This window comes from Pseudomonas sp. GL_090 (assembly GCF_057837765.1).
The window spans coordinates 5,373,851-5,396,847 of sequence record NZ_CM174452.1; the positions used below are offsets into that span (position 1 = coordinate 5,373,851).

Sequence of the window (22,997 nt, forward strand, 5' to 3'; positions counted from 1 at the left end):
GATTTGGTTGCACAAACGGATGTATCGACCATAAGTCGAATTGCCTCCCGCGCGCTGAAATGAGTTCATATGGCTCATAGGCCCGGCAGGTAGCGTCCGTCGAAGTTGCGATAAATTGCGAAGATTCGGACATGGCGATCCTGCCATGAGATCCAGGGGCATCACTGACTCGCCCCGGAACGCCTGGCAGCCATGCCGACAATTTGGTGCTGCAGATTTTGGAGACGCGTTAAATGGCGCATAACGAAGCAGTCGACGTAGTACTGGTTGGGGCCGGCATCATGAGTGCCACCCTTGCAGTACTGCTCAAAGAGCTCGACCCCGCGATCAAGCTGGAAGTCGTCGAGCTGATGGATTCCGGTGCCGCGGAGAGTTCCAACCCGTGGAACAACGCCGGTACCGGTCACGCCGGGCTGTGTGAGCTCAACTACACGCCACAGGCCGCCGATGGCACCGTCGACATCAAGAAAGCCGTGCACATCAACACCCAGTTCGAGGTGTCGAAGCAGTTCTGGTCGTATTTGACCAGGAAAGGCACGTTCGGCTCGTGCAAATCGTTTATCAGCCCGGTGCCACACCTGAGTTTCGTACAGGGCGACAGCGGCGTGTCCTTCCTCAAGGAACGCTTCAAGGTGCTGAGCAAGCACCACGCCTTCGCCGACATGGAATACACCGAAGACAAGGCCAAAATGGCCGAGTGGATGCCGCTGATGATGCCTGGCCGCGATCCTGGTGAAACCCTCGCCGCGACCCGCGTGATCAATGGTACCGACGTCAACTTCGGCGCTCTGACCAACCAGTTGCTCAAGCACCTGACCAGCGCACCCGATGCCCAGGTCAAGTACTGCAAGCGCGTGACCGGCCTCAAGCGCAACAACGGCGGCTGGACCGTCAGCATCAAGGACGTCAACAGCGGCAACACCCGTGAAGTCGACGCCAAATTCGTCTTCCTCGGCGCTGGCGGTGCGGCACTGCCGCTGCTGCAGGCTTCGGGCATCGAAGAAAGCAAAGGCTTCGGCGGCTTCCCGATCAGCGGCCAGTGGCTGCGTTGCGACAACCCGGAAGTGGTCAAGCACCACCAGGCCAAGGTCTACAGCCAGGCTGCCGTAGGTTCGCCGCCCATGTCCGTGCCGCACCTGGACACCCGCGTGGTCGAAGGCAAGAAGTCCCTGCTGTTCGGACCTTATGCCGGCTTCACCACCAAGTTCCTCAAGCACGGTTCCTTCATGGACCTGCCAATGTCGGTTCGCGCCGGCAACATCGGCCCGATGCTGTCCGTGGCGAAAAACAACATGGACCTGACCAAGTACCTGGTCAGCGAAGTGATGCAATCGATGGAGCAGCGCCTGGAATCCCTGCGCCGCTTCTACCCTGAGGCGAAAGCCGAAGACTGGCGCCTGGAAGTGGCCGGCCAACGGGTGCAGATCATCAAGAAAGACCCGAAGAAAGGCGGCATCCTGCAATTCGGTACCGAACTGGTCGCGGCCAAGGACGGTTCCCTGGCGGCACTGCTCGGCGCTTCGCCAGGTGCCTCGGTGACCGTTTCGATCATGCTTGAGCTGATCGAAAAATGCTTCCCGGGCAAAACCAAGGGCGAATGGGCCAGCAAACTGGCAGAGATCTTCCCTGCCAGGGAAAAGGTCCTGGAAACCGACGCTGCGCTGTATCGCAAGATCAACACGCAGAACAACGTTGCCCTGGAACTGGTTGAAGCCAGCAGCGAGACCGAAAGCTACGCTTGATTCGGCCTTATGAAAAACGCCCCGTTCTCACTGAGAGCGGGGCGTTTTTTTATGGCTGAAATTTACTCAGCCGCGAGCTTTTTCGATCAGCTCGATGTAATCCGGCGCGTTGCGCTGATCCTGGATCAGTTCAACGAAGGTTTTGCCGTGTTCATCCTTGCCATCAACGTCGTAACCCGCTTCGACGAAGAACGTCAGGAAACGCGCGAAATCGTCAATGCGCAGGCCACGGTAGGCTTTGACCAGTTTGTGCAGGGACGGAGAAGTCGCGTCGACCGGTTCGAAATCGAGGAACAACTTGATCTGCTCATCACCGATCTCGTCACCAATCACTTGTTTTTTATCTTTACGCATTACCGACTCCAGCTTGCAGACATATCACGGGGCGGGCAGTTTACCCCTGCGCGGGCTCAAGGCTCAACGCGGACGAGTGCTGCCGGTGTGCAGATCGGCCCAGACATGGCCATTGGCGTAGCTGAGAAACTGGCAATACACCGTGTCGTTGCGCAACAAATCGATCACCACCCGGTATTGCGCCAGCGGGTAATAAAGGGTCAGGGTCTTGCTCTTATCGTCGAAGACCGGCTTCTTCAGGCTTTTGCTTTCACCATCGAAGTTGACCAGCACCTGACTGATGGTGGCACCCTTGTTCAGGGATTTGCCCTTGAGCCGAATCATCAGCGGTGAAGTGACCGGAATCGGCTGTTGACTGGATTGACGCTGGCTGCCTACCACCACCGAGTAATCGGTGACCTGCATCAGTTGCTGCTGCTCAGGCTCGCTGTCACGCAGGGTCAGGTCATCGGGCGGCAGGAACTGCGCATGCATGGGCGCCGGCGCGGCGGCCAGGGGCAGGCTGAGGGTCAGCAACAGAGCGGCGCAGCAGCGGATCAACAGGTTCATGACGGGCTCCAGGGGTGAACGCGTCCCCCTGTAGGAGCGAGCATGCTCGCGATGGTCGTCAACGTTAACGCGGAAAACCAGATGCCCCGCGGTGTCCTTGGGCTCATCGCGAGCAAGCTCGCTCCTACAGGGGGGTAGAAGATCAATCGAACTGCGCGCGCATCCACGCCTGATACTCGGCAACACCGGGCTCGCCCTCGCGCGGCGCCCAATGCGCCAGCTCACCCTCACCGACCGGGCGGTAAGGACCGGCCTTGCATTCGAACATCAGGCTGTCGGCCTCCAGCACCACCAAACCGTGGAACACACCGGTTGGCAGGTCCACGCCAACACAGTCGCCACCGGCCTGCAGCACGGTCTTGCTCAGCACCGCGCCGGTCTCGTCAAAGATCAACACGCCCAGCCGCCCCTTGAGGACCAACAGGGTTTCGGCCTTGTTGTCGCCCAGATGCCGGTGAGGCGGGACATAGGTGGACGGCTGCAACCCCACTGCCATGCGATGGCAAGCGTCTTCCATCTGATGGAAATTGTGATGCTGGCGCCCACGAGGATTGGCCGCGGCTTTCCCGGCCAGCTCGGTAAACAAGGTCTGATCCAGAAAGCTCGGCACGCTCATGTTCTTACATTCCTTTAACCGCAAAGATCCCGTTAGCATTACGCCAGTAACCTTTGTAGTCCATGCCGTAACCGAAGATGTAGCGGTCGATGCACGGCAGACCGACGAAATCGGCCTTGAGGTCTGGACGGGCCTTGCGGTCGTGGTCTTTGTCGATCAGCACGGCAGTGTGCACTTTGCGGGCACCGGCGTGTTTGCAGAAGTCGATGATCGCGCCCAGGGTGTGACCTTCATCAAGGATGTCGTCGATGATCAGCACGTCACGGTCGATGAAGGAAACTTCCGGCTTGGCTTTCCAGAACAGCTCGCCGCCGCTGGTTTCGTTGCGATAACGGGTGGCGTGCAGATAGGACGCCTCCAGCGGGAACTGCAAATGGGTCAGCAGTTTGCCGGCGAAAATCAGCCCGCCGTTCATCACGCAGAACACCACCGGGTTGCTGTCCGCCAGTTCTTCATTGATGTGTGCACCGACGCGGGCGATGGCCGCCTCGACTTCAGCTTCGGTGTACAGGCAGTCAGCCTCTCGCATGATTTGACGGATATGCTCGAGATCAGCGGACATGGCGCTCTCCAAGGGGGGACGGATTCGGAAAAGCGGGCAAAGGTACGCATCAAGCGAGGCCAGATCAAGCGTTTGTGGACTAACGTACTGTATGTCTATAGGACAACACCCTCGGATAGATTAATCTAGGCCGGTTTTTTTGCCCGCCGCCGGAGCCTTTCCCATGCCCATCCTCGAGATCCGCCACCCGCTGATCCGTCATAAACTTGGCCTGATGCGCCGCGCAGACATCAGCACCAAGAATTTCCGTGAACTCGCTCAGGAAGTCGGCGCCCTGCTGACCTATGAAGCCACCAAAGACCTGCCGCTGGAATCCTACGATATCGAAGGCTGGTGCGGCACTGTGTCGGTGGAGAAAATCGCCGGCAAGAAGATTACTGTCGTGCCTATCCTGCGTGCCGGCATCGGCATGCTTGAGGGCGTGCTCAGCCTGATCCCGGGCGCCAAAGTCAGCGCCGTGGGCGTGGCCCGCAACGAGGAAACCCTCGAAGCCCACACCTACCTGGAAAAACTGGTCCCGGAGATCGACGAACGCCTGGCCATGATCATCGACCCGATGCTCGCCACCGGCGGCTCGATGGTCGCCACTATCGACCTGCTGAAAAAGGCCGGTTGCAAGGACATCCGCGCCATGGTGCTGGTTGCCGCGCCGGAAGGCATTGCCGTGGTCGAGAAAGCTCACCCGGACGTGACCATCTACACCGCGTCCATTGATCAAAAACTGAACGAACACGGTTACATCATCCCGGGCCTGGGCGATGCTGGCGACAAGATCTTCGGCACCAAGCAGAAGGACGCGTGAGCATGCAGCAAGAGTTCAACGATCCGCTCTGGCGCACGGTGCTGTCCGGCGCACAGATGCTGTTCGTGGCTTTCGGCGCCCTGGTGTTGATGCCGCTGATTACCGGCCTCGACCCGAACGTGGCACTGTTTACCGCAGGCCTGGGGACGATCCTGTTCCAGATCGTCACCGGACGTCAGGTGCCGGTGTTCCTGGCATCGAGCTTTGCCTTTATCACCCCTATCATTCTCGCCAAAGGTCAGTTCGGCCTGGCCGCGACCATGGGCGGCGTGATGGCGGCAGGTTTCGTCTACACCTTCCTCGGCCTCGCGGTGAAGATCAAAGGCACCGGCTTCATCGATCGCCTGCTGCCTCCGGTGGTGATTGGTCCGGTGATCATCTCCATTGGCCTGGCCATGGCGCCGATTGCCGCCAACATGGCCATGGGCAAGGCCGGCGACGGCAGTGAATTGATTCATTACCAGACGGCGATGATGATCTCGATGCCCGCGCTGCTGACCACACTGATCGTCGCGGTATTCGGCAAGGGCATCTTCCGCCTGGTGCCGATCATCTCCGGCGTGCTGGTGGGCTTTGGCATGGCGTTCTACTTCGGCGTGGTCGATACCGCGAAGATTGCGGCGGCGCCGTGGTTCGCCATCCCGCACTTCACCGCGCCGGAATTCAACTGGCAGGCGATTCTGTTCATCGTTCCGGTAGCCCTGGCCCCGGCCATCGAGCACATCGGCGGCGTGATTGCCGTGGGTAGCGTGACCGGTCGCGATTACCTGAAGAAGCCCGGCCTGCACCGTACCCTGCTCGGCGATGGCATTGCCACCACGGCGGCCGGTCTGTTCGGCGGCCCGCCCAACACCACCTACGCCGAAGTGACCGGTGCGGTCATGCTGACCAAGAACTACAACCCGAAGATCATGACCTGGGCAGCGATCTTCGCCATCAGCCTGGCGTTCATCGGCAAGTTCGGCGCACTGCTGCAAAGCATTCCGGTGCCAGTGATGGGCGGGATTCTGTGCCTGTTGTTCGGTTCGATTGCGGCGGTGGGGATGAACACGCTGATCCGCCACAAGATCGATCTGGGCGAGGCGCGCAATCTGGTGATTGTGTCGGTGACTCTGGTATTCGGGATCGGCGGCGTGCTGATCGGCACCGGCACCGGGCCGGACGATTTCGGCCTCAAGGGCATCGCGCTGTGCGCGGTGGTGGCGATTGGCTTGAACCTGATCCTGCCGGGCAATGACAGCTGGAAGCACAAGAAGGCGCAGGAGCCGCTGATCTAACTGCTTGAGATACTTGTAGCGCCAGATAGCTATCGCGAGCAGGCTCGCTCCCACAGGGGAATGCATTCCAACCGTGGGAGCGAGCCTGCTCCGGGCGGCGTTCCGACGAAGCTTTTAAAGCACCACCGGTGCTCGCTCGCACAACGCACTCAACGCCCGCGCCCAATGCGGGTCATCGTTGAGGCACGGCACCAGCACCAGGTCTTCTCCCCCCGCTGCGCGGAATTGCTCCTTACCGCGATCACCGATTTCTTCCAGTGTTTCGATGCAATCGGCAACGAACGCCGGGCACATCACCAAAACCTTTTTCACGCCGCTCTTGGCCAACTCATCGAGGCGCGCTTCGGTGTAGGGTTCGATCCATTTGGCGCGCCCCAGACGCGACTGGAACGACACCGACCACTTGCCCTCCGGCAGCCCCATGCGCTTGGCAAACTCTGCCGCCGTACGCAGGCACTGGCCGCGATAACAGGTAGCGACCACCTCCGGCGGTGCCCCGGCGCAGCAATCACCGCCGCCCTCGAAGCTGTGACCGGGATTGAGCTTCTTCAGATGCCGTTCCGGCAACCCGTGAAAACTCATCAGCAAGTGATCGAAATCCTGCTGCAAATGCGGCCGGGTCGTGGCCACCAGCGCATCGAGGTATTCCGGTTGGTCGTAGAACGGCTGGAGTACCGCCAACTGCACGTCGAGATTTTTCTCGCGCACCACGCGCCTGGCCTCTTCGATGACCGTAGTCGTGGTGCTGTCGGCGAACTGTGGATATAGCGGCGCCAGGGTGATTCGCTTGTGCCCCGCCGCGACCAGGCGCACCAGCATCGACTCAATCGACGGCTCGCCATAACGCATCGCCAGTTCGACCGGGCCGTGCTGCCATTGACGGGTCATCGCTTGTTGCAAGCGACGACTGAGCACCACCAGCGGCGAGCCCTCGTCCCACCAGATCGAGGCATAGGCATGGGCCGACTGCTCGGGACGCTTGATCAGGATCAGCGACACCAGCAGCCGTCGAACCGGCCATGGCAGGTCGATCACGTACGGGTCCATCAGAAATTGATTGAGGTAACTGCGCACATCCGCCACCGAGGTGGAGGCAGGTGAACCCAGGTTGACCAGAAGCAACGCGTGATCGGTCATGCAACGTCCTATTTCAAAGGCGACCGGACAGATCGTCCAGAGCCGCGCGCAAATCCGTGAACTTAAAAGTGAAACCAGCCTGTAACAAGCGCACCGGAGTGGCGCGCTGACCGCCCAGCAACAACAGCGACAACTCGCCCAGCCCCACCTTCAATGCGAAGGCCGGCATCGGCATGAACGTCGGGCGATTCAGTACGCTGCCCAGCGCCTCGGCAAACTCGCGGTTGCGCACCGGCTTCGGCGCGCACGCATTATAGGGACCGCCGGCCTCGTTGCGATGCAGAAGAAAATCAATCAGGGCGATTTGATCGTCGATATGAATCCATGGCATCCACTGCCGGCCGTTGCCGATCGGGCCTCCCAGGCCCAGCTTGAACGGCAGTAACAGCCGCGACAAAAAGCCGCCCTCGGCCGATAGAACCAGCCCGGTACGAACAAGGATGACGCGAATACCCAACGCTTCAGCCCGCTGGGCGGTCTCTTCCCAAGCGATGCATAACTGACTGGCGAAATCATCGATGACCGGTGGCGACTCTTCGGTCAACTCACGTTCGCCACCGTCGCCATACCAACCGACAGCGGAACCGGAGATCAGCACCCGGGGTTTCTGATCGCGACTTTCCAGCCACGCCAGCAGGGTTTCAGTCAGCGAGATGCGACTGCTCCACAACAGGGCTTTACGTTTGTGCGTCCAGGGCCGGGCGGCAATCGGCGCACCGGCAAGATTGATAATTGCATCGACAGGCTCCTGCCCGAGATCCTCCAGCCGGGCAATTCCACGCACTTGGGCACCACATATTTTCGCGACATTTTCAGGTTGGCGACTCCAGACTGTCAGACGATGACCCTGGCCCAACCAGTGCCGGCAGAGCTGACGTCCTATCAAACCAGTACCGCCGGTCAGCAATATGTGCATGACTTCTTCCTCGCGTGGCGTTTTACCTTGTCCATTAGTCTATTTTTATAAGCAGGGATCTTTGGTATCGAGCAGGCTCTATGTTTAACAATAGGCCAAGCTATCAAATCAAGAACGCTAAAAGTTATACCATCAAACAATATTGTACAGGTTTTAACCCCGGCGTAGTCTGTACAGAAAGGTAAACGAGGCCCCTATGACTGTACCTATCGCAATCATCGGCACCGGCATTGCCGGACTCTCCGCCGCCCAGGCCCTGACGGCCCTTGGGTATGTGGTTCAACTTTTCGATAAAAGTCGCGGCAGCGGCGGGCGCATGTCGAGCAAGCGCAGCGATGCGGGTGCCCTGGACATGGGCGCGCAATACTTCACCGCCCGCGACCGCCGCTTTGTCACGGAAGTTCAGCGTTGGCAGGCCGAAGGCTGGGTCGCCGAATGGGCGCCGCAGCTGTACACCTACCATGGCGGCCAGCTCAACCTGTCGCCGGACGAGCAGACTCGCTGGGTCGGCACGCCCCGCATGAGCGCCATCACCCGCGCCCTGCTCGGTGACCTCGAAGTGCATTTCGCCTGTCGGATCACCGAGGTCTATCGCGGTGAAGAACACTGGCACCTGCAGGACGCCGAAGGCTTCACCCACGGTCCGTTCAGCCACGTGGTCATCGCCACGCCGGCCCCACAGGCCACGGCTCTGCTGGCATCGGCGCCGAAACTCGCCGGGGCCGCCGCCGGGGTGAAAATGGACCCGACCTGGGCCATCGCTCTGGCGTTCGAAACGCCGCTGGATACGCCCATGGAAGGCTGCTTCGTCCAGGACAGCCCACTCGACTGGCTGGCCCGCAACCGCAGCAAACCCGGGCGCGACAACACCCTCGACACTTGGGTGCTGCACGCCACCAGCGCCTGGAGTCGCCAGCACATCGATTTGTCCAAGGAAGCGGTGATCGAACAGTTACACGGCGCGTTTGCCGAACTGCTGCACGATTCCATGCCCGCGCCGAGCTTCAGCCTCGCCCACCGCTGGCTCTACGCCCGCCCCGCCAGCAGTCACGAATGGGGCACCCTGGCCGATGCCGACCTGGGGCTGTACGCCTGTGGCGACTGGTGCCTGTCCGGACGCGTCGAAGGAGCCTGGCTCAGCGGTCAGGAAGCCGCCCGCCGTTTGCATGCGCACCTGCAGTAAAGAGCATCGATCCGAGTAAATCGCTGCTGTCGTCCTGGCAGCAGCCCGCCAGAAAATCTATACAAAAACATTGACTTGTATAACTTCGAATCTATGATGAAGTTATCTTGTACAGATCCTAATTTTTGTACAAGTTTAGATTCGAGGTGCTCTGATGCTCCACTCTTCCGCCAAACCGAAAATCGCCATCAGTGCCTGCCTGATGGGGCTCGACGTGCGCTACAACGGTGGGCACAAGGAGTCGCGGCTGTGCAGCCGCACCCTCACTGATTACTTCGATTTCATCCCGATCTGCCCGGAAGTGGCCATCGGCCTGGGCGTACCCCGTCAACCGATTCGGCTGGTGGGCAGTGCGGATCAACCCGAAGCCGTGGGCAGCCTCGACCACGGGCTAAACGTGACGCAACCGCTGGCCGCCTACGGCCGGGACATGGCAGCGCAACTGGGGGATATTTGCGGCTACATCTTCATGCAAAACTCCCCGTCCTGCGGGCTGGAGCGGGTCAAGGTCTACCACGTCAGCGGCGCACGGGCCGACAGAGACGGGCGCGGGATCTACGCCAGGGCCTTCTGCCTGCGGCACCCGGACCTGCCGGTGGAGGAAGACGGTCGGCTCAACGATCCGGTGCTGCGGGAAAACTTCCTCACCCGTGTGTTCGCCTACAGCGCCTGGCAGCAGCTGCGCCAGGAGGGCATGACCCGGCGCGGTCTCACGGACTTTCACTCGCGCTACAAATACCTGCTGATGGCCCATAACCCGGTGCAATACAAAACGCTGGGTCACCTGTTGGGCAACATGGGTAAAAACGATCCGCGGGAGGTGGGCCCCCGCTATTTCAGCGAACTGATGGTGGCACTGAAAAAATGCGCCACCCGCCGTACTCACGCCAACGTCCTGCAACACCTCAGTGGCTACTTGAAACAGGCCATCAACAGCGAAGACAAGCAGGAAGTGCAGCACGTGATCAGCCAGTACCGCCTGGGCATCGTGCCGCTGGTGGTGCCGCTGACACTGCTCAAGCATCACTTTCGCCAACACCCCGACCCGTACATCGCACAGCAGATTTACCTGCAACCGCACCCGGAAAACCTCAGCCTGCGAAACGCCATCTGATGAAAAAAGCACTCGACACCAGCGCCCGCGAAGACCTCGGCGATGACTTTAAAAAGGCGTTGGACGAAGGCTGGCTGCCGATCCGTGAAGTGGCGCGGCAAACCGGGGTCAATGCCGTGACCTTGCGCGCCTGGGAGCGACGCTACGGCCTGATCGTGCCGCTACGCACACCCAAGGGCCACCGGTTGTTCTCGGCCGACCACGTACAACGCATCCAGACCATCCTCACCTGGCTCAACCGTGGCGTTGCCGTCAGCCAGGTCAAGCCATTGCTCGACACGCCGCAAGCCTTCAGCGAGTCCGTCGACAACGATTGGCACGCCTTGCTGCAAACGTTGCAGCAGGCGGTCAGCCGATTGCAGGAGCGCGCCCTGGATGACGGCGTCAATCAGGCCATGGCGCTATATCCGCCGCGAACCCTGTGCGAGCACTTGCTGATGCCCTTGCTGGCCGCTCTGGAGCAACGCTGGCAAGGCCAGTTCGGAGCGCAGATGGAGCGAGGCTTTTTTTGTGCCTGGTTGCGCAGCAAGTTCGGTGCGCGTATCTACCACAACAATCGTCAGTTGCGCACCGCGCCGATGCTGCTGGTCAACCACTCGGACCGGCCCATGGAGCCGCATCTGTGGCTCACGGCCTGGCTGATCAGCAGCGCGGATTGCCCGGTGGAGGTCTTCGACGGACCGCTGCCTGTCGGAGAATTGGCATTGGCGGTCGAACTTCTGCAACCCCGTGGGGTTCTGCTGTACTCAAGCAAAGCCTTGAACCTGATGCAACTGCCGAAACTATTGAAAGGAATCAGTTGCCCAAAAATGATTGCCGGACCAACGGTATGCATCCACCACGCCGAGTTGTCCGTCAATGTTGCCGAGATCGCTGACTTGTACCTGGCCGAAGATCCGTTGTCGGCACATCAGGCACTCGTTCAGCACCGGCTGATTTAAATGAATAGCGTGGACACCAAAATGCAATTGATCTGGCTGCGCAGTGACTTGCGCCTACATGACAACACCGCCCTCTCGGCCGCCGCGGCTCGCGGCCCGTGCGTGGCGGTGTATCTGCTGAGTCCGGAACATTGGCTGGAACACGACGATGCGCCCTGCAAAGTGGACTTCTGGCTGCGTAACCTGCGCGAGTTGAGCCGCGAACTGGGTGAACTGAACATTCCCCTGCTGATCCGCCAGGCATCGCGTTGGGATGACGCACCCAGCGTATTGCTGAACCTGTGCCGAGAGTGGCAGGTCGACGCGTTGCACCTTAACGAGGAATACGGCATCCATGAGTCCCGTCGTGATGCAGCAGTTGCCCGGACGCTACAGGCCGAAGGCATCGAAGTTCGCCGCTACCTCGATCAATTGCTGTTCAAGCCCGGGAGCGTGCTGACCCGGACCGGCACTTACTTTCAGGTCTTCAGCCAGTTCCGAAAAGTCTGCTACGAACGACTGCATCACTCGCTGCCCAACCTGGTCCGCGCACCGCACAAACAAGCGCCGCTGAACATTGCCGGCGATACGATCCCCGCAAGTATCGAGGGTTTCGCAACGCCCGATGACAACCTGCGCAGCCTGTGGCCGGCTGGCGAGACCGAAGCCCGGCATCGCCTCGACCATTTTGCCGATGCGCAGATCGATCACTATCAAAGCGAACGCGATTTCCCGGCAAAAACCGGCACCAGTCAGCTTTCGGCCTATCTGGCCGCCGGAGTGATTTCTCCCCGCCAATGCCTGCACGCCGCCTTGAACAACAATCAGGGTGAATTCGAAAGCGGCAAGACCGGCGCCGTCACCTGGATCAACGAACTGCTGTGGCGCGAGTTCTACAAACACATCCTGGTGGGCTACCCACGGGTTTCCCGGCACCGCGCGTTTCGTCCGGAAACCGAAGCGCTGGCCTGGCGCAACGCCCCCGAAGAACTGGCCGCCTGGCAACAGGCGCGTACAGGCTTGCCGATCATCGACGCCGCCATGCGCCAACTGCTGGCAACCGGCTGGATGCACAACCGCCTGCGCATGGTGGTGGCGATGTTCCTGACCAAGAACCTGCTGATCGACTGGCGCGAAGGCGAACGCTTTTTCATGCGTCACCTGATCGATGGCGACCTGGCGGCGAACAATGGTGGCTGGCAGTGGAGTTCCTCCACCGGCACCGACTCGGCGCCTTACTTCCGGATTTTCAACCCGCTGAGCCAGTCGGAAAAATTCGACCCCGAAGGCGTGTTCATCAAGCAATGGCTGCCGGAACTGGCCGGCTTGAATAAAAAAGACGTGCACAACCCCGCCAATCTCGGCGGCCTTTTCGGTGTTGTGGATTACCCTTCACCGATCGTCGACTTGAGTACTTCCCGTACGCGTGCGTTGATGGCATTCAAAAACCTGCCCTCGCGGCAATACGCCGCCGTTGGGTCATAAATTACCGCCACCGGGATGACTTCGATGCGGGGGCTTTGCATTATGAACATTTACCCGAATTGGGCCGGGCAATTACCCGGCTGAAAAGGAGATTGGGATGAGTCGTACACTCGCACGACGATACTGGCTGACCGGTGCAAGCAGCGGCATCGGTGCTGCCCTGGCCGAAGAAATCCTGAAAACCGGTGCGCACCTGGCCGTCAGTTCGCGCAACGTGGCCCCCCTGAAAGACTTGTCGCTCCGTTACCCGGGGCAAGTGCTTGTGGTTGCCGGAGACCTGACCAACAGCCAGACCGTACGCGAGATCGGCGAGCGGATTGCCGAAGACTGGGGCTCGCTGGACACCGTGATACTCAACGCCGGCACCTGCGAGTACGTGGATGCCAAGCAGTTCGATGCGTCGATTGTGGAGCATGTGGTGCGTACCAACCTGCTGGCCAGCAGCTATTGTATCGACGCCGCTGTGCCTTTGCTGCGGGCCGGCACCGCACCGCATATGATCGCCATGGCCAGTACGGTGACTTACCTGCCGCTGCCCAAGACAGAAGCCTATGGCACCTCAAAGGCCGGACTGCGTTACCTGTTGGAATCCCTGCGCATCGACCTGGCCCCTGAAGGCATAGAGCTCACAGTGATCAACCCCGGGTTTGTCGAAACGACGCTGACGGCGAAGAACGAGTTTTCCATGCCCTTGAGCTGGCCGGTGGAGAAAGCTGCTCGGCACATCTTCGAAAAACTCAAGGAGCGCCCGCTGGAAATCGCTTTCCCGGCAGCGTTCATGGCCACCCTCTGGCCACTCGCCAAATGGCCGGACCAAGTGAAACTGGAGATCGGCAAACCCATGGTGCGCGGCCAGCCACCGATCAAGGATCAACCCTGAAAATCTCCATTATCGGTAGCGGCATCCGGGACGTTCCGATACTTGAGCGTCCGTCAGACCTTTCACACAGCACCCGGTGACTGCCTTACACTGCGCGCCATGAAAACCATCCCCCATACGCAAATCGCGGAACCCGCGGTCACCTGCTCGACCTGCGCAGCCTGCTGCTGCCAGCTCGAAGTCATGCTGATCACCGATACGGGTGTGCCTGAACGGTTCATCGATACCGATGACTGGGGCGGGGAAGTGATGCTGCGCCTGGATGACGGCTGGTGTGCCGCACTGGATCGCAACACGATGATGTGCACCATCTACGAAAAACGCCCACTGATCTGCCGGGAGTTCGAAATGGGCGCACCGGAGTGCATCGACGAACGCCAGGGGATTTCGACGGCGTATCGCTGAACGGGAAAACAACACAGCTCCTGTAGGAGCGAGCCTGCTCGCGATTGCGGACTGTCAGCCAACTAAGCTGGCAACTGACACACCGTCATCGCGAGTAGGCTCGCTCCTACAGGGGGATGCAATTACAACGGCAACGTGTAATGCAGCGAATAGCTTTCTACACCGTCGTTGGAACTGGCGAGCCCGGCGTTGGAATAGTGCGTCGCGCGGACCCCGACTTCGTGGCCGCCATTGAAGCGCAGACCAAAACCGAACCGGTCTTCAAACTGGAAAGAACTGCCCAGGTTGTTGTCTTCGATCCGCGTATTGGAGAACGCCGCCACACCAATGCCTGCTTCAACGTAGGGCTTGACGTTCTGGCCGGCAAACTCGTAAACGAATACCGGGGAGAAAGACAGACTGTTATTGCTGGAGGTCTTGTCGCCTTCCCAGTAGGTGTAGGCGCCGCTCCAGTAACCGGTCAGACGACCAACGTCACTCTGCCACCAGCTCTGGTCCCAATCGAATTGCATGCCCAGTCGATACGTCATGGTCGAATCGCTGGTCTGACCAACCGCGAACTCCACACCTGCCGCCTGCGCGGTAAAAGTGTGCCCCATCAGTGCGGCCGCAATCGCGGCCAAGCAGAATAGTCGCTTCACTTGAAACTTCCTTTTGTGAACGATTTCGTATGGTTTTTTTGTTGCCAAACCCTGCAAAACTATAGAAGTCAGCGATTTATCAGAAGTTCACCCGACTCTTCGTATTCCCCCCGGACAGCCTTCTACCTGTTGAAGCTTCGCACAACACCAGAGGTATTCCACAGTATCGGCAAGATATTTCTGAAATGTAGCGGATCAGCGCTGGTCCAGAACTGCGCTTCACGGACCGGGCCCTCGGCGAGCAGCTCGCCTTCGGCCAGCAGACGTTGAAGTTGCCGTGCGACGGCGGCACCGGTGTCGATCAGGCTGATGTCATCGGGGATCATCTGCCGCAGCAACGGCTTGAGAAAGGGGTAATGGGTACAGCCGAGAATCAGAGTGTCCGCGCCGGCGGCCAGCAGTGGCCGAACATACCCGGCCAACAGCTGGCGCAACTCGGAGCTGCCCAGGTCGCCGCTTTCAATCAGCTCCACCAGCCCGGGACAGGGCTGGGTGATCACTTTTACGTCCGTGGCGAAGCGGTCGAGCAATGCGGCGAACTTGGCGCTCTGCAAGGTACCGGTGGTGGCCAGCACCCCTACCACGCCAGAGCGGGTTGCGGCGGCGGCCGGCTTGACTGCCGGCTCCATGCCGACGATAGGCCATTCTGGATAGTCGCGACGCAAGTCGGCGACACCGGCCACCGTCGCCGTGTTACACGCCAGCACCAGGGCTTTGGCGCCCTGTTGCCGAAAGAAGTCGGCCATCACGCTGCAACGGTGCTGGATAAATTCCGGAGTTTTTTCGCCGTAGGGAATATTCCCGCAGTCGGCGACATACAACAGAGACTCATTGGGTAGCAATCGCTGGATCTCGGCCAGTACCGAGAGCCCGCCGACACCGGAGTCGAACACGCCAATCGGCGCTTCACGCATGTTTCGACCCACAGACGCTGCAACCCGGATCGCGCTTGACCCGCAACTCACGGAAGCGCGTGCCCAAGGCATCGATCAACAACAGGCGCCCCACCAGCGGCTCGCCGAATCCGGCCAGCAGCTTCAACGCTTCAAGCGCTTGCAGACTGCCGACCAGCCCCACCAGCGGACCGACCACACCGGCCTCGCTACAGGTCAATTCGGCTTCGCTGCCGTGCCCGTATAAACAGTGGTAGCACGGACTCTCCGGCCGACGCGGATCGAACACCGACAGTTGCCCTTCGAGGCGAATCGCCGCGCCGCTGACCAGCGGTTTGCCGGCCAACACGCACGCGGCATTGACCGCTTCACGGGTGGAAAAGTTGTCAGAACAGTCGAGGACCAGATCCACCCCGGCCACCCCGGCCACCACGGCGGCCAGGGAGTCTTCGTCCAGCGCCGCACGATGGGCGATCAGCTGGATCTCGGGGTTGATCGCGCTCAGACGCTTGATTGCCGAATCGACCTTGGTCATGCCGACGCTGTCGGTGTCGTGAATGATCTGGCGTTGCAGGTTCGTCAGGTCGACCGTGTCGAAGTCCGCCAGGTGCAGCTCGCCAACGCCGGCTGCCGCCAGATACAGCGCCACTGGCGCGCCAAGGCCGCCAAGACCGACGATCAATACGCGGCTTTCCTTGAGCCGCAACTGGCCGTCGATATCAATGTGTTGCAGCAGAATCTGCCGGCTGTAACGCAGCAACTCCTGATCATTCAGCACGGCAGGCGCCCCAGACTGATGCGTTGGTGACCGCCCAGATCGGTGCGGCTGTGGACTTCTTCAAACCCCCGGGTCAGCAGCAAATCGCGGACCGCCTCGGCCTGATCATAGCCGTGTTCGAGCATCAGCCACCCACCCGCCTCCAGATGATCCGGCGCCTGGGCGACGATCAAGCGCAGATCGTCGAGCCCGTCGACACCCGCCACCAGGGCGCTGGCCGGTTCGAAGCGCACATCGCCCTCGACCAGATGCGGATCGGCCGCTGCGATGTAGGGCGGATTGCTGATGATCAATTGAAAACGCTGGCCTTCCAGGGCGCTGAACCAATGGCTGCTCAGCACGGTGGCGTTGTTCAGGTGCAGACGCTGGCGATTGCGCTTGGCCAGAGCCACGGCTTCCAGCACGCGATCCACGGCAGTGACGTTCCAGGCCGGACGCTCGCTGGCCAGGGCCAGAGCGATGGCGCCGCTGCCGGTGCCAAGGTCGAGCACTTTGGCGGGAGTGGCCGGCAACAGTTCCAGCGCGGCTTCCACCAGCAGCTCGGTGTCCGGGCGCGGGATCAACGTATGCGGCGCCACTTCCAGGTCCAGCTTCCAGAAGCCCTGCTGGCCGAGGATATAGGCCACCGGCTCACCGCCGCGGCGGCGCTGCAAATATTCGGCGAACGTCAGTGCCGCTTCACTCGGCACGATGCGCTCCGGCCAGGTGTGCAGGAAACTGCGGGACTTGCCCAAGGCCGCCGCCAGCAGCAGTTCAGCATCCAGACGCGCCGTCGGCGAGTCAGGTAAATCGGCGGCGCGCAACAAACTGGCAATGATCGTCATTTACTCACCTATCGCTGCCAGTTGATCGGCCTGGTACTCGGCCAGCAACGGCTCGATCACCGCCTCGACGCCGCCGGCGAGAATCTCGTCGAGGGAATACAAGGTCAGGTTGACCCGGTGGTCGGTGACCCGGCCCTGGGCAAAATTATAGGTGCGGATGCGCTCGGAACGGTCGCCGGAGCCGACCAGCAACTTGCGCTCGCTGGCGATGGCGTTGGCTGCGGCGCTGGTCTGCTGATCGTTCAGCTTGGCCGACAACCAGGACATCGCCCGGGCGCGGTTCTTGTGCTGCGAACGCTCTTCCTGGCACTCGACCACGATGCCGGACGGCAAGTGCGTGATACGGATCGCCGAGTCGGTCTTGTTGACGTGCTGGCCACCGGCGCCGGAGGAGCGATAGGTGTCGACGCGCAGGTCGGCCGGGTTGATCTCGATGGCTTCCTGTTCGTCCGGCTCGGGCAGTACCGCCACGGTGCAGGCCGAGGTGTGGATGCGCCCCTGGGATTCGGTCGCCGGAACCCGCTGCACGCGGTGCGCGCCGGATTCGAACTTCAGCTTGCCGTAGACGTTGTCGCCCTCGACCCGGGCAATCACCTCTTTATAGCCGCCGTGTTCACCCTCGTTTTCCGAGAGAATTTCCACCCGCCAGCCACGACGCTCGGCGTAACGCGAATACATGCGGAACAGATCGCCGGAGAAAATCGCCGCCTCGTCGCCGCCGGTACCGGCACGGATCTCGAGGAACACGTTGCGCCCGTCGTTCGGGTCCTTGGGCAGCAGCATGCGTTGCAGGTCGGCTTCGAGCGTGACCAGGCGTTCCTTGGCCTCGCGGACTTCTTCCACGGCCATTTCACGCATGTCCGGGTCGCTGTCCTTGAGCAGTGCCTGGGCGCCTTCGAGGTCGTCCTGCACTTTCAGCAGTTCTTTATAGACGCCCACGATCGGTTCAACTTCCGCGTACTCCTTGGAATAGGTGCGGAACTTGTTCTGATCGGAAATGACCTCGCCGTCGCCCAGCAGGGCAGTCAATTCCTCGAAACGGTCCTGGAGGATATCCAGCTTATTGAGCAGTGACGCTTTCATTGCGGTTTTTTATCCGAAAAGCTATCCGATGAGCCCTCACCGAGGGCAAAGAGTTCCTGGGCCATCGCCAGCGCATCCAGGCGACCTTCGGCAGAGAGCTTTTTCAACTGCACGCTCGGTGCGTGCAACAGTTTGTTGGTCAGCCCGCGGGCCAGTTGCACCAGCACCTCTTCGGCACTGGTGCCGTTGGCCAGCATGCGCTGGGCCTTTTGCAATTCCTCGTCACGCAGGCGTTCGCTCTGTTGACGATAGGCCTTGAGCACGTCCACCGCCGCCAACTCGCGCAGGCGGACCATGAAATCTTCGGCGCCGACCGAGACCATCTCTTCGGCGGCCTGGGCTGCGCCCTGACGGCTCTTGAGGTTCTCGGCGACCACTTCGTGGAGGTCGTCGACGCTATAGAGGTAAACGTCGTCCAGCTCGCCGACTTCTGGCTCGATGTCGCGGGGAACAGCGATATCTACCATGAAGATCGGTTTGTGCTTGCGCAGTTTCAAGGCGCTTTCCACTGCACCCTTGCCCAGAATCGGCAACTGGCTGGCGGTGGAACTGATGACGATATCGCTGCGCACCAGTTCTGCCGGAATATCCGACAACAACACCGCATGGGCACCGAACTGTTCGGCCAGGATGCTCGCGCGCTCCAGGGTACGGTTGGCGACGACGATGCGCTTTACACCCAGGTCATGCAGATGGCGGGCGACCAGGGTGATGGTCTCGCCGGCGCCGATCAACAAGGCCTGGCTGCGTTGCAGGTCGCTGAAAATCTGTTTGGCCAGGCTCACCGCGGCAAACGCCACCGACACCGGGTTCTCGCCGATGGCCGTGTCGGTGCGCACCTGCTTGGCCGCATTGAACGTGGCCTGGAACAAGCGCCCGAGCAATGGCCCGATAGTCCCGGCCTCGCGGGCCACGGCATAGGCGGATTTCATCTGGCCGAGAATCTGCGGTTCGCCCAACACCAGCGAGTCGAGCCCGGAAGCCACCCGCATCATGTGACGAACTGCCGCATCATCTTCATGCACATAGGCGCTTTCGCGCAGCTCGTCGTAGCTCAAATGATGATATTCGGCCAGCCAGCGCAGCACGATCTCCGCCGACAGGTGATCCTGTTCTATATAGAGTTCACTGCGATTGCAGGTGGAGAGGATCGCAGCTTCGCGGCTGTCGGTGAGTCGGCAGAGCTGCTGCAAGGCCTCAACCAGCTGCTCAGGGGTAAAAGCCACGCGCTCGCGGACGTCTACTGAAGCAGTCTTGTGGTTAATACCGAGTGCAAGGAAGGCCATTCAAAGTCGCTGATTGTGACGTGAAGCCGGTAATTGTCCTACTTCGACGGAATCAGAACAACTACTCGATATCTATTGCGCCATCAGGCGCTGCCGCGGGTTGCGAGCAGTTCTCGTTTACACGACCATCAGGGTGATCCGGATCGGGTTGGCAGGTAAATTGCCGGGCCGGTTATGTTTGGCCGAAAGCTTGTGTCATGATGATCCGACCGCAGGTTAGTCGTCCTCTTCCTATATGAATAGATCCTCCGCGTTGCTCCTCGCTCTTGTCTTCCTCAGCGGCTGCCAGGCCTTGGCACCCGTTTCGTCGGACGGTGCGCCGCCGGTTGAAGACAGCACCCCGGCCCCTGAAAAGCCCAAGGTCTACAGCTCATTCAGCGAGGAAACCATCTATAGCCTGTTGAGCGCCGAACTGGCTGGCCAGCGCAATCGTTTCGACATTGCCCTGGACAACTATGTGACCCAGGCCATCAATACTCAGGATCCGGGCATCTCCGAGCGGGCATTTCGTATCGCCGAATATCTGGGCGCCGATCAGGCAGCCCTGGATACCGCGCTGATCTGGGCCAGGAACGCCCCCGACGACCTCGAAGCGCAACGCGCCGCCGCCGTGCAACTGGCTCGCGCCGGGCGTTATGACGACTCCATGGTCTATATGGAGAAAGTCCTGCAAGGCAAGGGCGACACCCATTTCGACTTCCTTGCGCTGTCCGCGGCCGACACCGACCAGGACACCCGCAATGGCTTGATGCAAAGCTTCGATCGTTTGTTGCAGCGTCATCCGGACAACAGCCAGCTGATTTTCGGCAAGGCCTTGCTGATGCAACAGGACGGCGACGCCAAAGGCGCGTTGAAGCTACTGGAAGACAATCCGCCGGAGGACGGCGAAATCGCGCCGATCCTGCTGCGCGCGCGGCTGTTGCAAACCCTGAATCGCGGTGACGAGGCCTTGCCGCTGCTGCAAAAAAGCATCAAGAAATACCCGGACGACAAGCGCCTGCGCCTGACTTACGCGCGGATGCTGGTTGAACAGGACCGCATGGACGACGCCAAGGCCGAGTTTTCGAGCCTGGTCCAGCAATACCCGGAAGACGACGAATTGCGTTACTCCCTGGCACTGGTCTGCCTGGAAGCCAAGGCCTGGAACGAGGCCAAGGGTTATCTTGAAGACCTGATCGCCCGCGAAAGCCACGTCGACTCGGCGCACCTGAACCTCGGCCGCATCGCCGAAGAACAGAACGACCCGCAAGGCGCGCTGATCGAGTACGCCAAGGTTGGCCCGGGCAGCGACTACCTGCCGGCGCAATTGCGTCAGGCCGACATCCTGATCGACAACGGCAGGACCGCCGAAGCCCAACGCAAACTGGCGGCAGAGCGCGACGAGCAACCGGATTACGCGATCCAGTTGTACCTCATCGAAGCCGAAACCCTGTCCGCCAACAATCAGGGCGACAAGGCATGGAACGTTCTGCAACAAGCCTTGCAGCAATATCCGGACGATTTGAACCTGCTCTACACCCGCGCCATGCAGGCGGAAAAACGCAATGACCTGGCGCAGATGGAAAAAGACCTGCGCACGATCATCAAGCGCGACCCGGACAACGCCATGGCATTGAACGCCCTCGGCTACACCCTGTCCGACCGCACCACGCGCTACGCCGAAGCCAAGGCCCTCATAGAACAGGCGCACCAGATCAGTCCGGAAGACCCGGCGGTACTCGACAGCCTTGGCTGGGTGAATTACCGCCTGGGCAATCTCGACGAAGCCGAGCGCCTGCTGCGCCAGGCCCTGGAACGCTTCCCCGACCAGGAAGTCGCCGCTCACCTGGGCGAAGTCCTGTGGGCCAATGGCAAACAGCGCGAAGCGAAACAAGTCTGGGGCAAGTTCCTCAAGGAACAGCCTGACAGCCCGACCTTGCGCGGCACCATCAAACGCCTGACCGGATCAGAGACTCTTTAAGATTATGTTTTTGCGCCATTTCATCGTTTTCAGTTTTATCGCCCTGCTCGCCGGTTGCGCAGGCCAGGGTCCCCGCGAATCGGTCGTGGGTCATGGCAACGCCACCCAATGGCGTGAGCACAAACAACAGCTTGCGGGCCTTGATGGCTGGCAGATCGACGGCAAAATCGGCATTCGCGCACCGAAAGATTCGGGCAGCGGCACGCTGTTCTGGTTGCAGCGCCAGGATTACTACGACATTCGCCTGTCCGGACCACTGGGCCGCGGTGCCGCTCGCCTGACCGGACGTCCGGGCAAGGTGTCGCTGGAAGTCGCCAACCAGGGGCGCTACGACGCGCCGAACCCGGAAGTGCTGCTCGAAGAACAGCTGGGCTGGAAATTGCCGGTGTCCAACCTGGCCTGGTGGGTGCGCGGGCTCCCGGCTCCGGACAGCAAAAGCCGTCTGACGCTGGACGGCGACAGTCGTTTGGCCAGTCTCGAACAGGACGGTTGGCAGGTCGAATACACCGAATATACCCAACTGAACGGTTACTGGCTGCCCGAACGGATCAAACTGCATGGCACCGACCTGGATGTCACGCTGGTGATCAAGACTTGGCAACCGCGCAAATTGGGGCAGTGAAATGCCAGACAATCGCCTGACGCTGCCCTCGCCGGCCAAACTCAATTTGATGCTGCACATTCTGGGTCGCCGTGAAGACGGCTACCACGAACTGCAAACGATGTTTCAGTTTCTCGATTACGGCGACGAAATCACCTATGCCCTGCGCGACGACGGTGTCATTCAATTGCACACCGAATTCCCGGGCGTCCCCCACGACAGTAACCTGATCGTCAAGGCCGCCAGAAAACTTCAGGAGCAATCCGCTTGCTCGCTGGGCGTCGATATCTGGATCGAAAAGATCCTGCCCATGGGTGGTGGCATCGGTGGCGGCAGCTCGAATGCGGCAACGACATTGCTGGGTTTGAACCATCTGTGGCAATTGGGCTGGGATGAGGATCGCCTGGCCGGGCTGGGGTTGACGCTGGGCGCAGACGTCCCGGTTTTCGTACGTGGCCACGCGGCTTTCGCCGAGGGCGTGGGGGAGAAACTGACCCCTGTCGACCCGGAAGAACCGTGGTATCTGGTGCTGGTGCCGCAAGTCTCTGTAAGTACGGCAGAAATTTTTTCAGATCCGTTGTTGACACGTAACACTCCTCCCATTAAAGTGCGCCCCGTTCCCAAGGGAAACAGTCGAAATGACTGCTTGCCGGTGGTAACAAGGCGTTATCCAGAGGTACGTAACGCTTTGAATTTGTTAGGTAAATTTACCGAAGCAAAACTCACCGGAACTGGAAGTTGTGTGTTTGGGGGCTTCCCAAGCAAAGCTGAAGCTGATAAAGTCTCGGCCCTTCTTACAGAGACCCTTACAGGGTTTGTAGCAAAAGGAAGCAACGTTTCGATGTTGCATCGCAAGCTGCAAAGTCTGCTCTAAAGGAACCGATTACTGGGTAATCGTTGCAACAGATACAGGGGCGTCGCCAAGCGGTAAGGCAGCAGGTTTTGATCCTGCCATGCGTTGGTTCGAATCCAGCCGCCCCTGCCATTTT

General features: G+C 60.3%; 24 protein-coding genes, 1 tRNA gene and 1 pseudogene. 14 read left to right on the forward strand and 12 right to left on the reverse strand.

What is annotated here, in order from left to right; genetic code table 11:
- Positions 1-233 precede the first annotated feature (233 nt).
- The gene (gene mqo, locus AC3ITA_RS24205; protein WP_095945290.1) at positions 234-1,742 is read left to right on the forward strand and encodes a malate dehydrogenase (quinone); all 1,509 of its coding nucleotides are present in this window, start codon (positions 234-236) and stop codon (positions 1,740-1,742) included.
- 66 nt (positions 1,743-1,808) lie between these two features.
- Here the strand turns inward: mqo and AC3ITA_RS24210 are convergent, their stop codons facing one another.
- From AC3ITA_RS24210 to AC3ITA_RS24225, 4 genes are all read right to left on the reverse strand, one after another.
- Positions 1,809-2,096 carry a PA4642 family protein gene (locus AC3ITA_RS24210; RefSeq protein WP_095945289.1) on the reverse strand — a complete coding sequence of 96 codons (288 nt, stop codon included), beginning with the start codon at positions 2,094-2,096 and terminating at the stop codon, positions 1,809-1,811.
- 63 nt (positions 2,097-2,159) lie between these two features.
- Positions 2,160-2,645 carry a hypothetical protein gene (locus AC3ITA_RS24215; RefSeq protein ID WP_489278553.1) on the reverse strand — a complete coding sequence of 162 codons (486 nt, stop codon included), beginning with the start codon at positions 2,643-2,645 and terminating at the stop codon, positions 2,160-2,162.
- A gap of 142 nt (positions 2,646-2,787) precedes the next feature.
- Complete coding sequence (locus AC3ITA_RS24220) at positions 2,788-3,261, reverse strand: WbuC family cupin fold metalloprotein (RefSeq protein ID WP_489278555.1); 474 nt, start codon at positions 3,259-3,261, stop codon at positions 2,788-2,790.
- 4 nt (positions 3,262-3,265) lie between these two features.
- The gene (locus AC3ITA_RS24225) at positions 3,266-3,823 is read right to left on the reverse strand and encodes a hypoxanthine-guanine phosphoribosyltransferase (RefSeq protein WP_056853257.1); all 558 of its coding nucleotides are present in this window, start codon (positions 3,821-3,823) and stop codon (positions 3,266-3,268) included.
- A 163-nt stretch (positions 3,824-3,986) separates the two neighbouring features.
- On the opposite strand from AC3ITA_RS24225, the gene upp reads away from it, so the two are divergent.
- Together upp and AC3ITA_RS24235 are read left to right on the forward strand one after the other, a co-directional pair.
- Positions 3,987-4,625: a uracil phosphoribosyltransferase gene (gene upp / locus AC3ITA_RS24230; protein WP_008045998.1), complete on the forward strand. Its 639-nt coding sequence runs from the start codon at positions 3,987-3,989 to the stop codon at positions 4,623-4,625.
- Between the two features lie 2 nt (positions 4,626-4,627).
- Positions 4,628-5,902, forward strand: a complete 1,275-nt coding sequence (locus tag AC3ITA_RS24235; RefSeq protein WP_095945287.1) for a uracil-xanthine permease family protein — start codon at positions 4,628-4,630, stop codon at positions 5,900-5,902.
- Positions 5,903-6,016: 114 nt separating this feature from the next.
- Here AC3ITA_RS24235 and hemH read toward each other — a convergent pair whose 3' ends face one another.
- Positions 6,017-7,039 carry a ferrochelatase gene (gene hemH, locus AC3ITA_RS24240; protein ID WP_414928612.1) on the reverse strand — a complete coding sequence of 341 codons (1,023 nt, stop codon included), beginning with the start codon at positions 7,037-7,039 and terminating at the stop codon, positions 6,017-6,019.
- Positions 7,040-7,052: 13 nt separating this feature from the next.
- Entirely contained in the window at positions 7,053-7,955 is a 903-nt protein-coding gene (locus AC3ITA_RS24245; RefSeq protein ID WP_095945285.1) for a TIGR01777 family oxidoreductase, read from the reverse strand.
- A gap of 196 nt (positions 7,956-8,151) precedes the next feature.
- Here AC3ITA_RS24245 and AC3ITA_RS24250 point away from each other — a divergent pair, with 196 nt between their 5' ends.
- The 7 genes and pseudogenes from AC3ITA_RS24250 (at position 8,152) to AC3ITA_RS24280 (ending at position 13,942) form a co-directional block, all read left to right on the forward strand.
- Complete coding sequence (locus tag AC3ITA_RS24250) at positions 8,152-9,138, forward strand: NAD(P)/FAD-dependent oxidoreductase (RefSeq protein ID WP_095945284.1); 987 nt, start codon at positions 8,152-8,154, stop codon at positions 9,136-9,138.
- A gap of 154 nt (positions 9,139-9,292) precedes the next feature.
- Complete coding sequence (locus tag AC3ITA_RS24255) at positions 9,293-10,252, forward strand: YbgA family protein (protein ID WP_489278558.1); 960 nt, start codon at positions 9,293-9,295, stop codon at positions 10,250-10,252.
- Positions 10,252-11,193, forward strand: a complete 942-nt coding sequence (locus AC3ITA_RS24260) for a MerR family transcriptional regulator (RefSeq protein WP_095945282.1) — start codon at positions 10,252-10,254, stop codon at positions 11,191-11,193. Before AC3ITA_RS24255 ends, AC3ITA_RS24260 begins: the two co-directional genes overlap by 1 nt.
- 21 nt (positions 11,194-11,214) lie before the next feature.
- Positions 11,215-12,657, forward strand: coding sequence for a deoxyribodipyrimidine photo-lyase (phrB, locus tag AC3ITA_RS24265; protein ID WP_489278560.1), 1,443 nt, complete (start codon positions 11,215-11,217; stop codon positions 12,655-12,657).
- Between the two features lie 2 nt (positions 12,658-12,659).
- Positions 12,660-12,758 (forward strand): annotated as a pseudogene (locus AC3ITA_RS24270) (nuclear transport factor 2 family protein); the annotation flags it as partial.
- Complete coding sequence (locus AC3ITA_RS24275; RefSeq protein WP_095945281.1) at positions 12,755-13,537, forward strand: SDR family NAD(P)-dependent oxidoreductase; 783 nt, start codon at positions 12,755-12,757, stop codon at positions 13,535-13,537. The pseudogene AC3ITA_RS24270 and the gene AC3ITA_RS24275, both read left to right, overlap by 4 nt.
- 99 nt (positions 13,538-13,636) lie before the next feature.
- Positions 13,637-13,942, forward strand: a complete 306-nt coding sequence (locus AC3ITA_RS24280) for a YkgJ family cysteine cluster protein (RefSeq protein ID WP_007981864.1) — start codon at positions 13,637-13,639, stop codon at positions 13,940-13,942.
- A gap of 122 nt (positions 13,943-14,064) precedes the next feature.
- On the opposite strand, the gene AC3ITA_RS24285 is transcribed toward AC3ITA_RS24280, so the two are convergent.
- The 6 genes from AC3ITA_RS24285 to hemA all read right to left on the reverse strand — a co-directional run bounded on the left by AC3ITA_RS24285 (position 14,065) and on the right by hemA (position 19,447).
- On the reverse strand, positions 14,065-14,583 hold the full coding sequence (locus AC3ITA_RS24285; protein ID WP_095945280.1) for an acyloxyacyl hydrolase: 519 nt from the start codon (positions 14,581-14,583) through the stop codon (positions 14,065-14,067).
- Positions 14,584-14,705: 122 nt separating this feature from the next.
- Complete coding sequence (gene murI / locus AC3ITA_RS24290; RefSeq protein ID WP_095945279.1) at positions 14,706-15,497, reverse strand: glutamate racemase; 792 nt, start codon at positions 15,495-15,497, stop codon at positions 14,706-14,708.
- Complete coding sequence (locus AC3ITA_RS24295) at positions 15,490-16,254, reverse strand: molybdopterin-synthase adenylyltransferase MoeB (protein WP_489278563.1); 765 nt, start codon at positions 16,252-16,254, stop codon at positions 15,490-15,492. Before AC3ITA_RS24295 ends, murI begins: the two co-directional genes overlap by 8 nt.
- Positions 16,248-17,078 (reverse strand): peptide chain release factor N(5)-glutamine methyltransferase, encoded by an 831-nt coding sequence (prmC, locus tag AC3ITA_RS24300; RefSeq protein WP_489278564.1) that lies wholly within the window; start codon positions 17,076-17,078, stop codon positions 16,248-16,250. The genes AC3ITA_RS24295 and prmC overlap by 7 nt, the downstream gene beginning before the upstream one ends.
- Complete coding sequence (gene prfA / locus AC3ITA_RS24305; RefSeq protein ID WP_223461123.1) at positions 17,079-18,161, reverse strand: peptide chain release factor 1; 1,083 nt, start codon at positions 18,159-18,161, stop codon at positions 17,079-17,081.
- Positions 18,158-19,447, reverse strand: coding sequence for a glutamyl-tRNA reductase (gene hemA, locus AC3ITA_RS24310; RefSeq protein WP_414928607.1), 1,290 nt, complete (start codon positions 19,445-19,447; stop codon positions 18,158-18,160). The genes prfA and hemA overlap by 4 nt, the downstream gene beginning before the upstream one ends.
- A 235-nt stretch (positions 19,448-19,682) precedes the next feature.
- On the opposite strand from hemA, the gene AC3ITA_RS24315 reads away from it, so the two are divergent.
- From AC3ITA_RS24315 to AC3ITA_RS24330, 4 genes are all read left to right on the forward strand, one after another.
- A complete protein-coding gene (locus AC3ITA_RS24315) occupies positions 19,683-21,407 on the forward strand; it encodes a tetratricopeptide repeat protein (RefSeq protein ID WP_095945274.1) in 1,725 nt (574 codons plus the stop codon).
- A gap of 4 nt (positions 21,408-21,411) precedes the next feature.
- Entirely contained in the window at positions 21,412-22,029 is a 618-nt protein-coding gene (lolB, locus tag AC3ITA_RS24320; protein ID WP_489278566.1) for a lipoprotein insertase outer membrane protein LolB, read from the forward strand.
- A 1-nt stretch (position 22,030) separates the two neighbouring features.
- Positions 22,031-22,882, forward strand: a complete 852-nt coding sequence (gene ispE / locus AC3ITA_RS24325; protein WP_095945272.1) for a 4-(cytidine 5'-diphospho)-2-C-methyl-D-erythritol kinase — start codon at positions 22,031-22,033, stop codon at positions 22,880-22,882.
- Positions 22,883-22,918: 36 nt separating this feature from the next.
- Positions 22,919-22,993, forward strand: a tRNA-Gln gene (locus tag AC3ITA_RS24330).
- Positions 22,994-22,997: the final 4 nt, after the last annotated feature.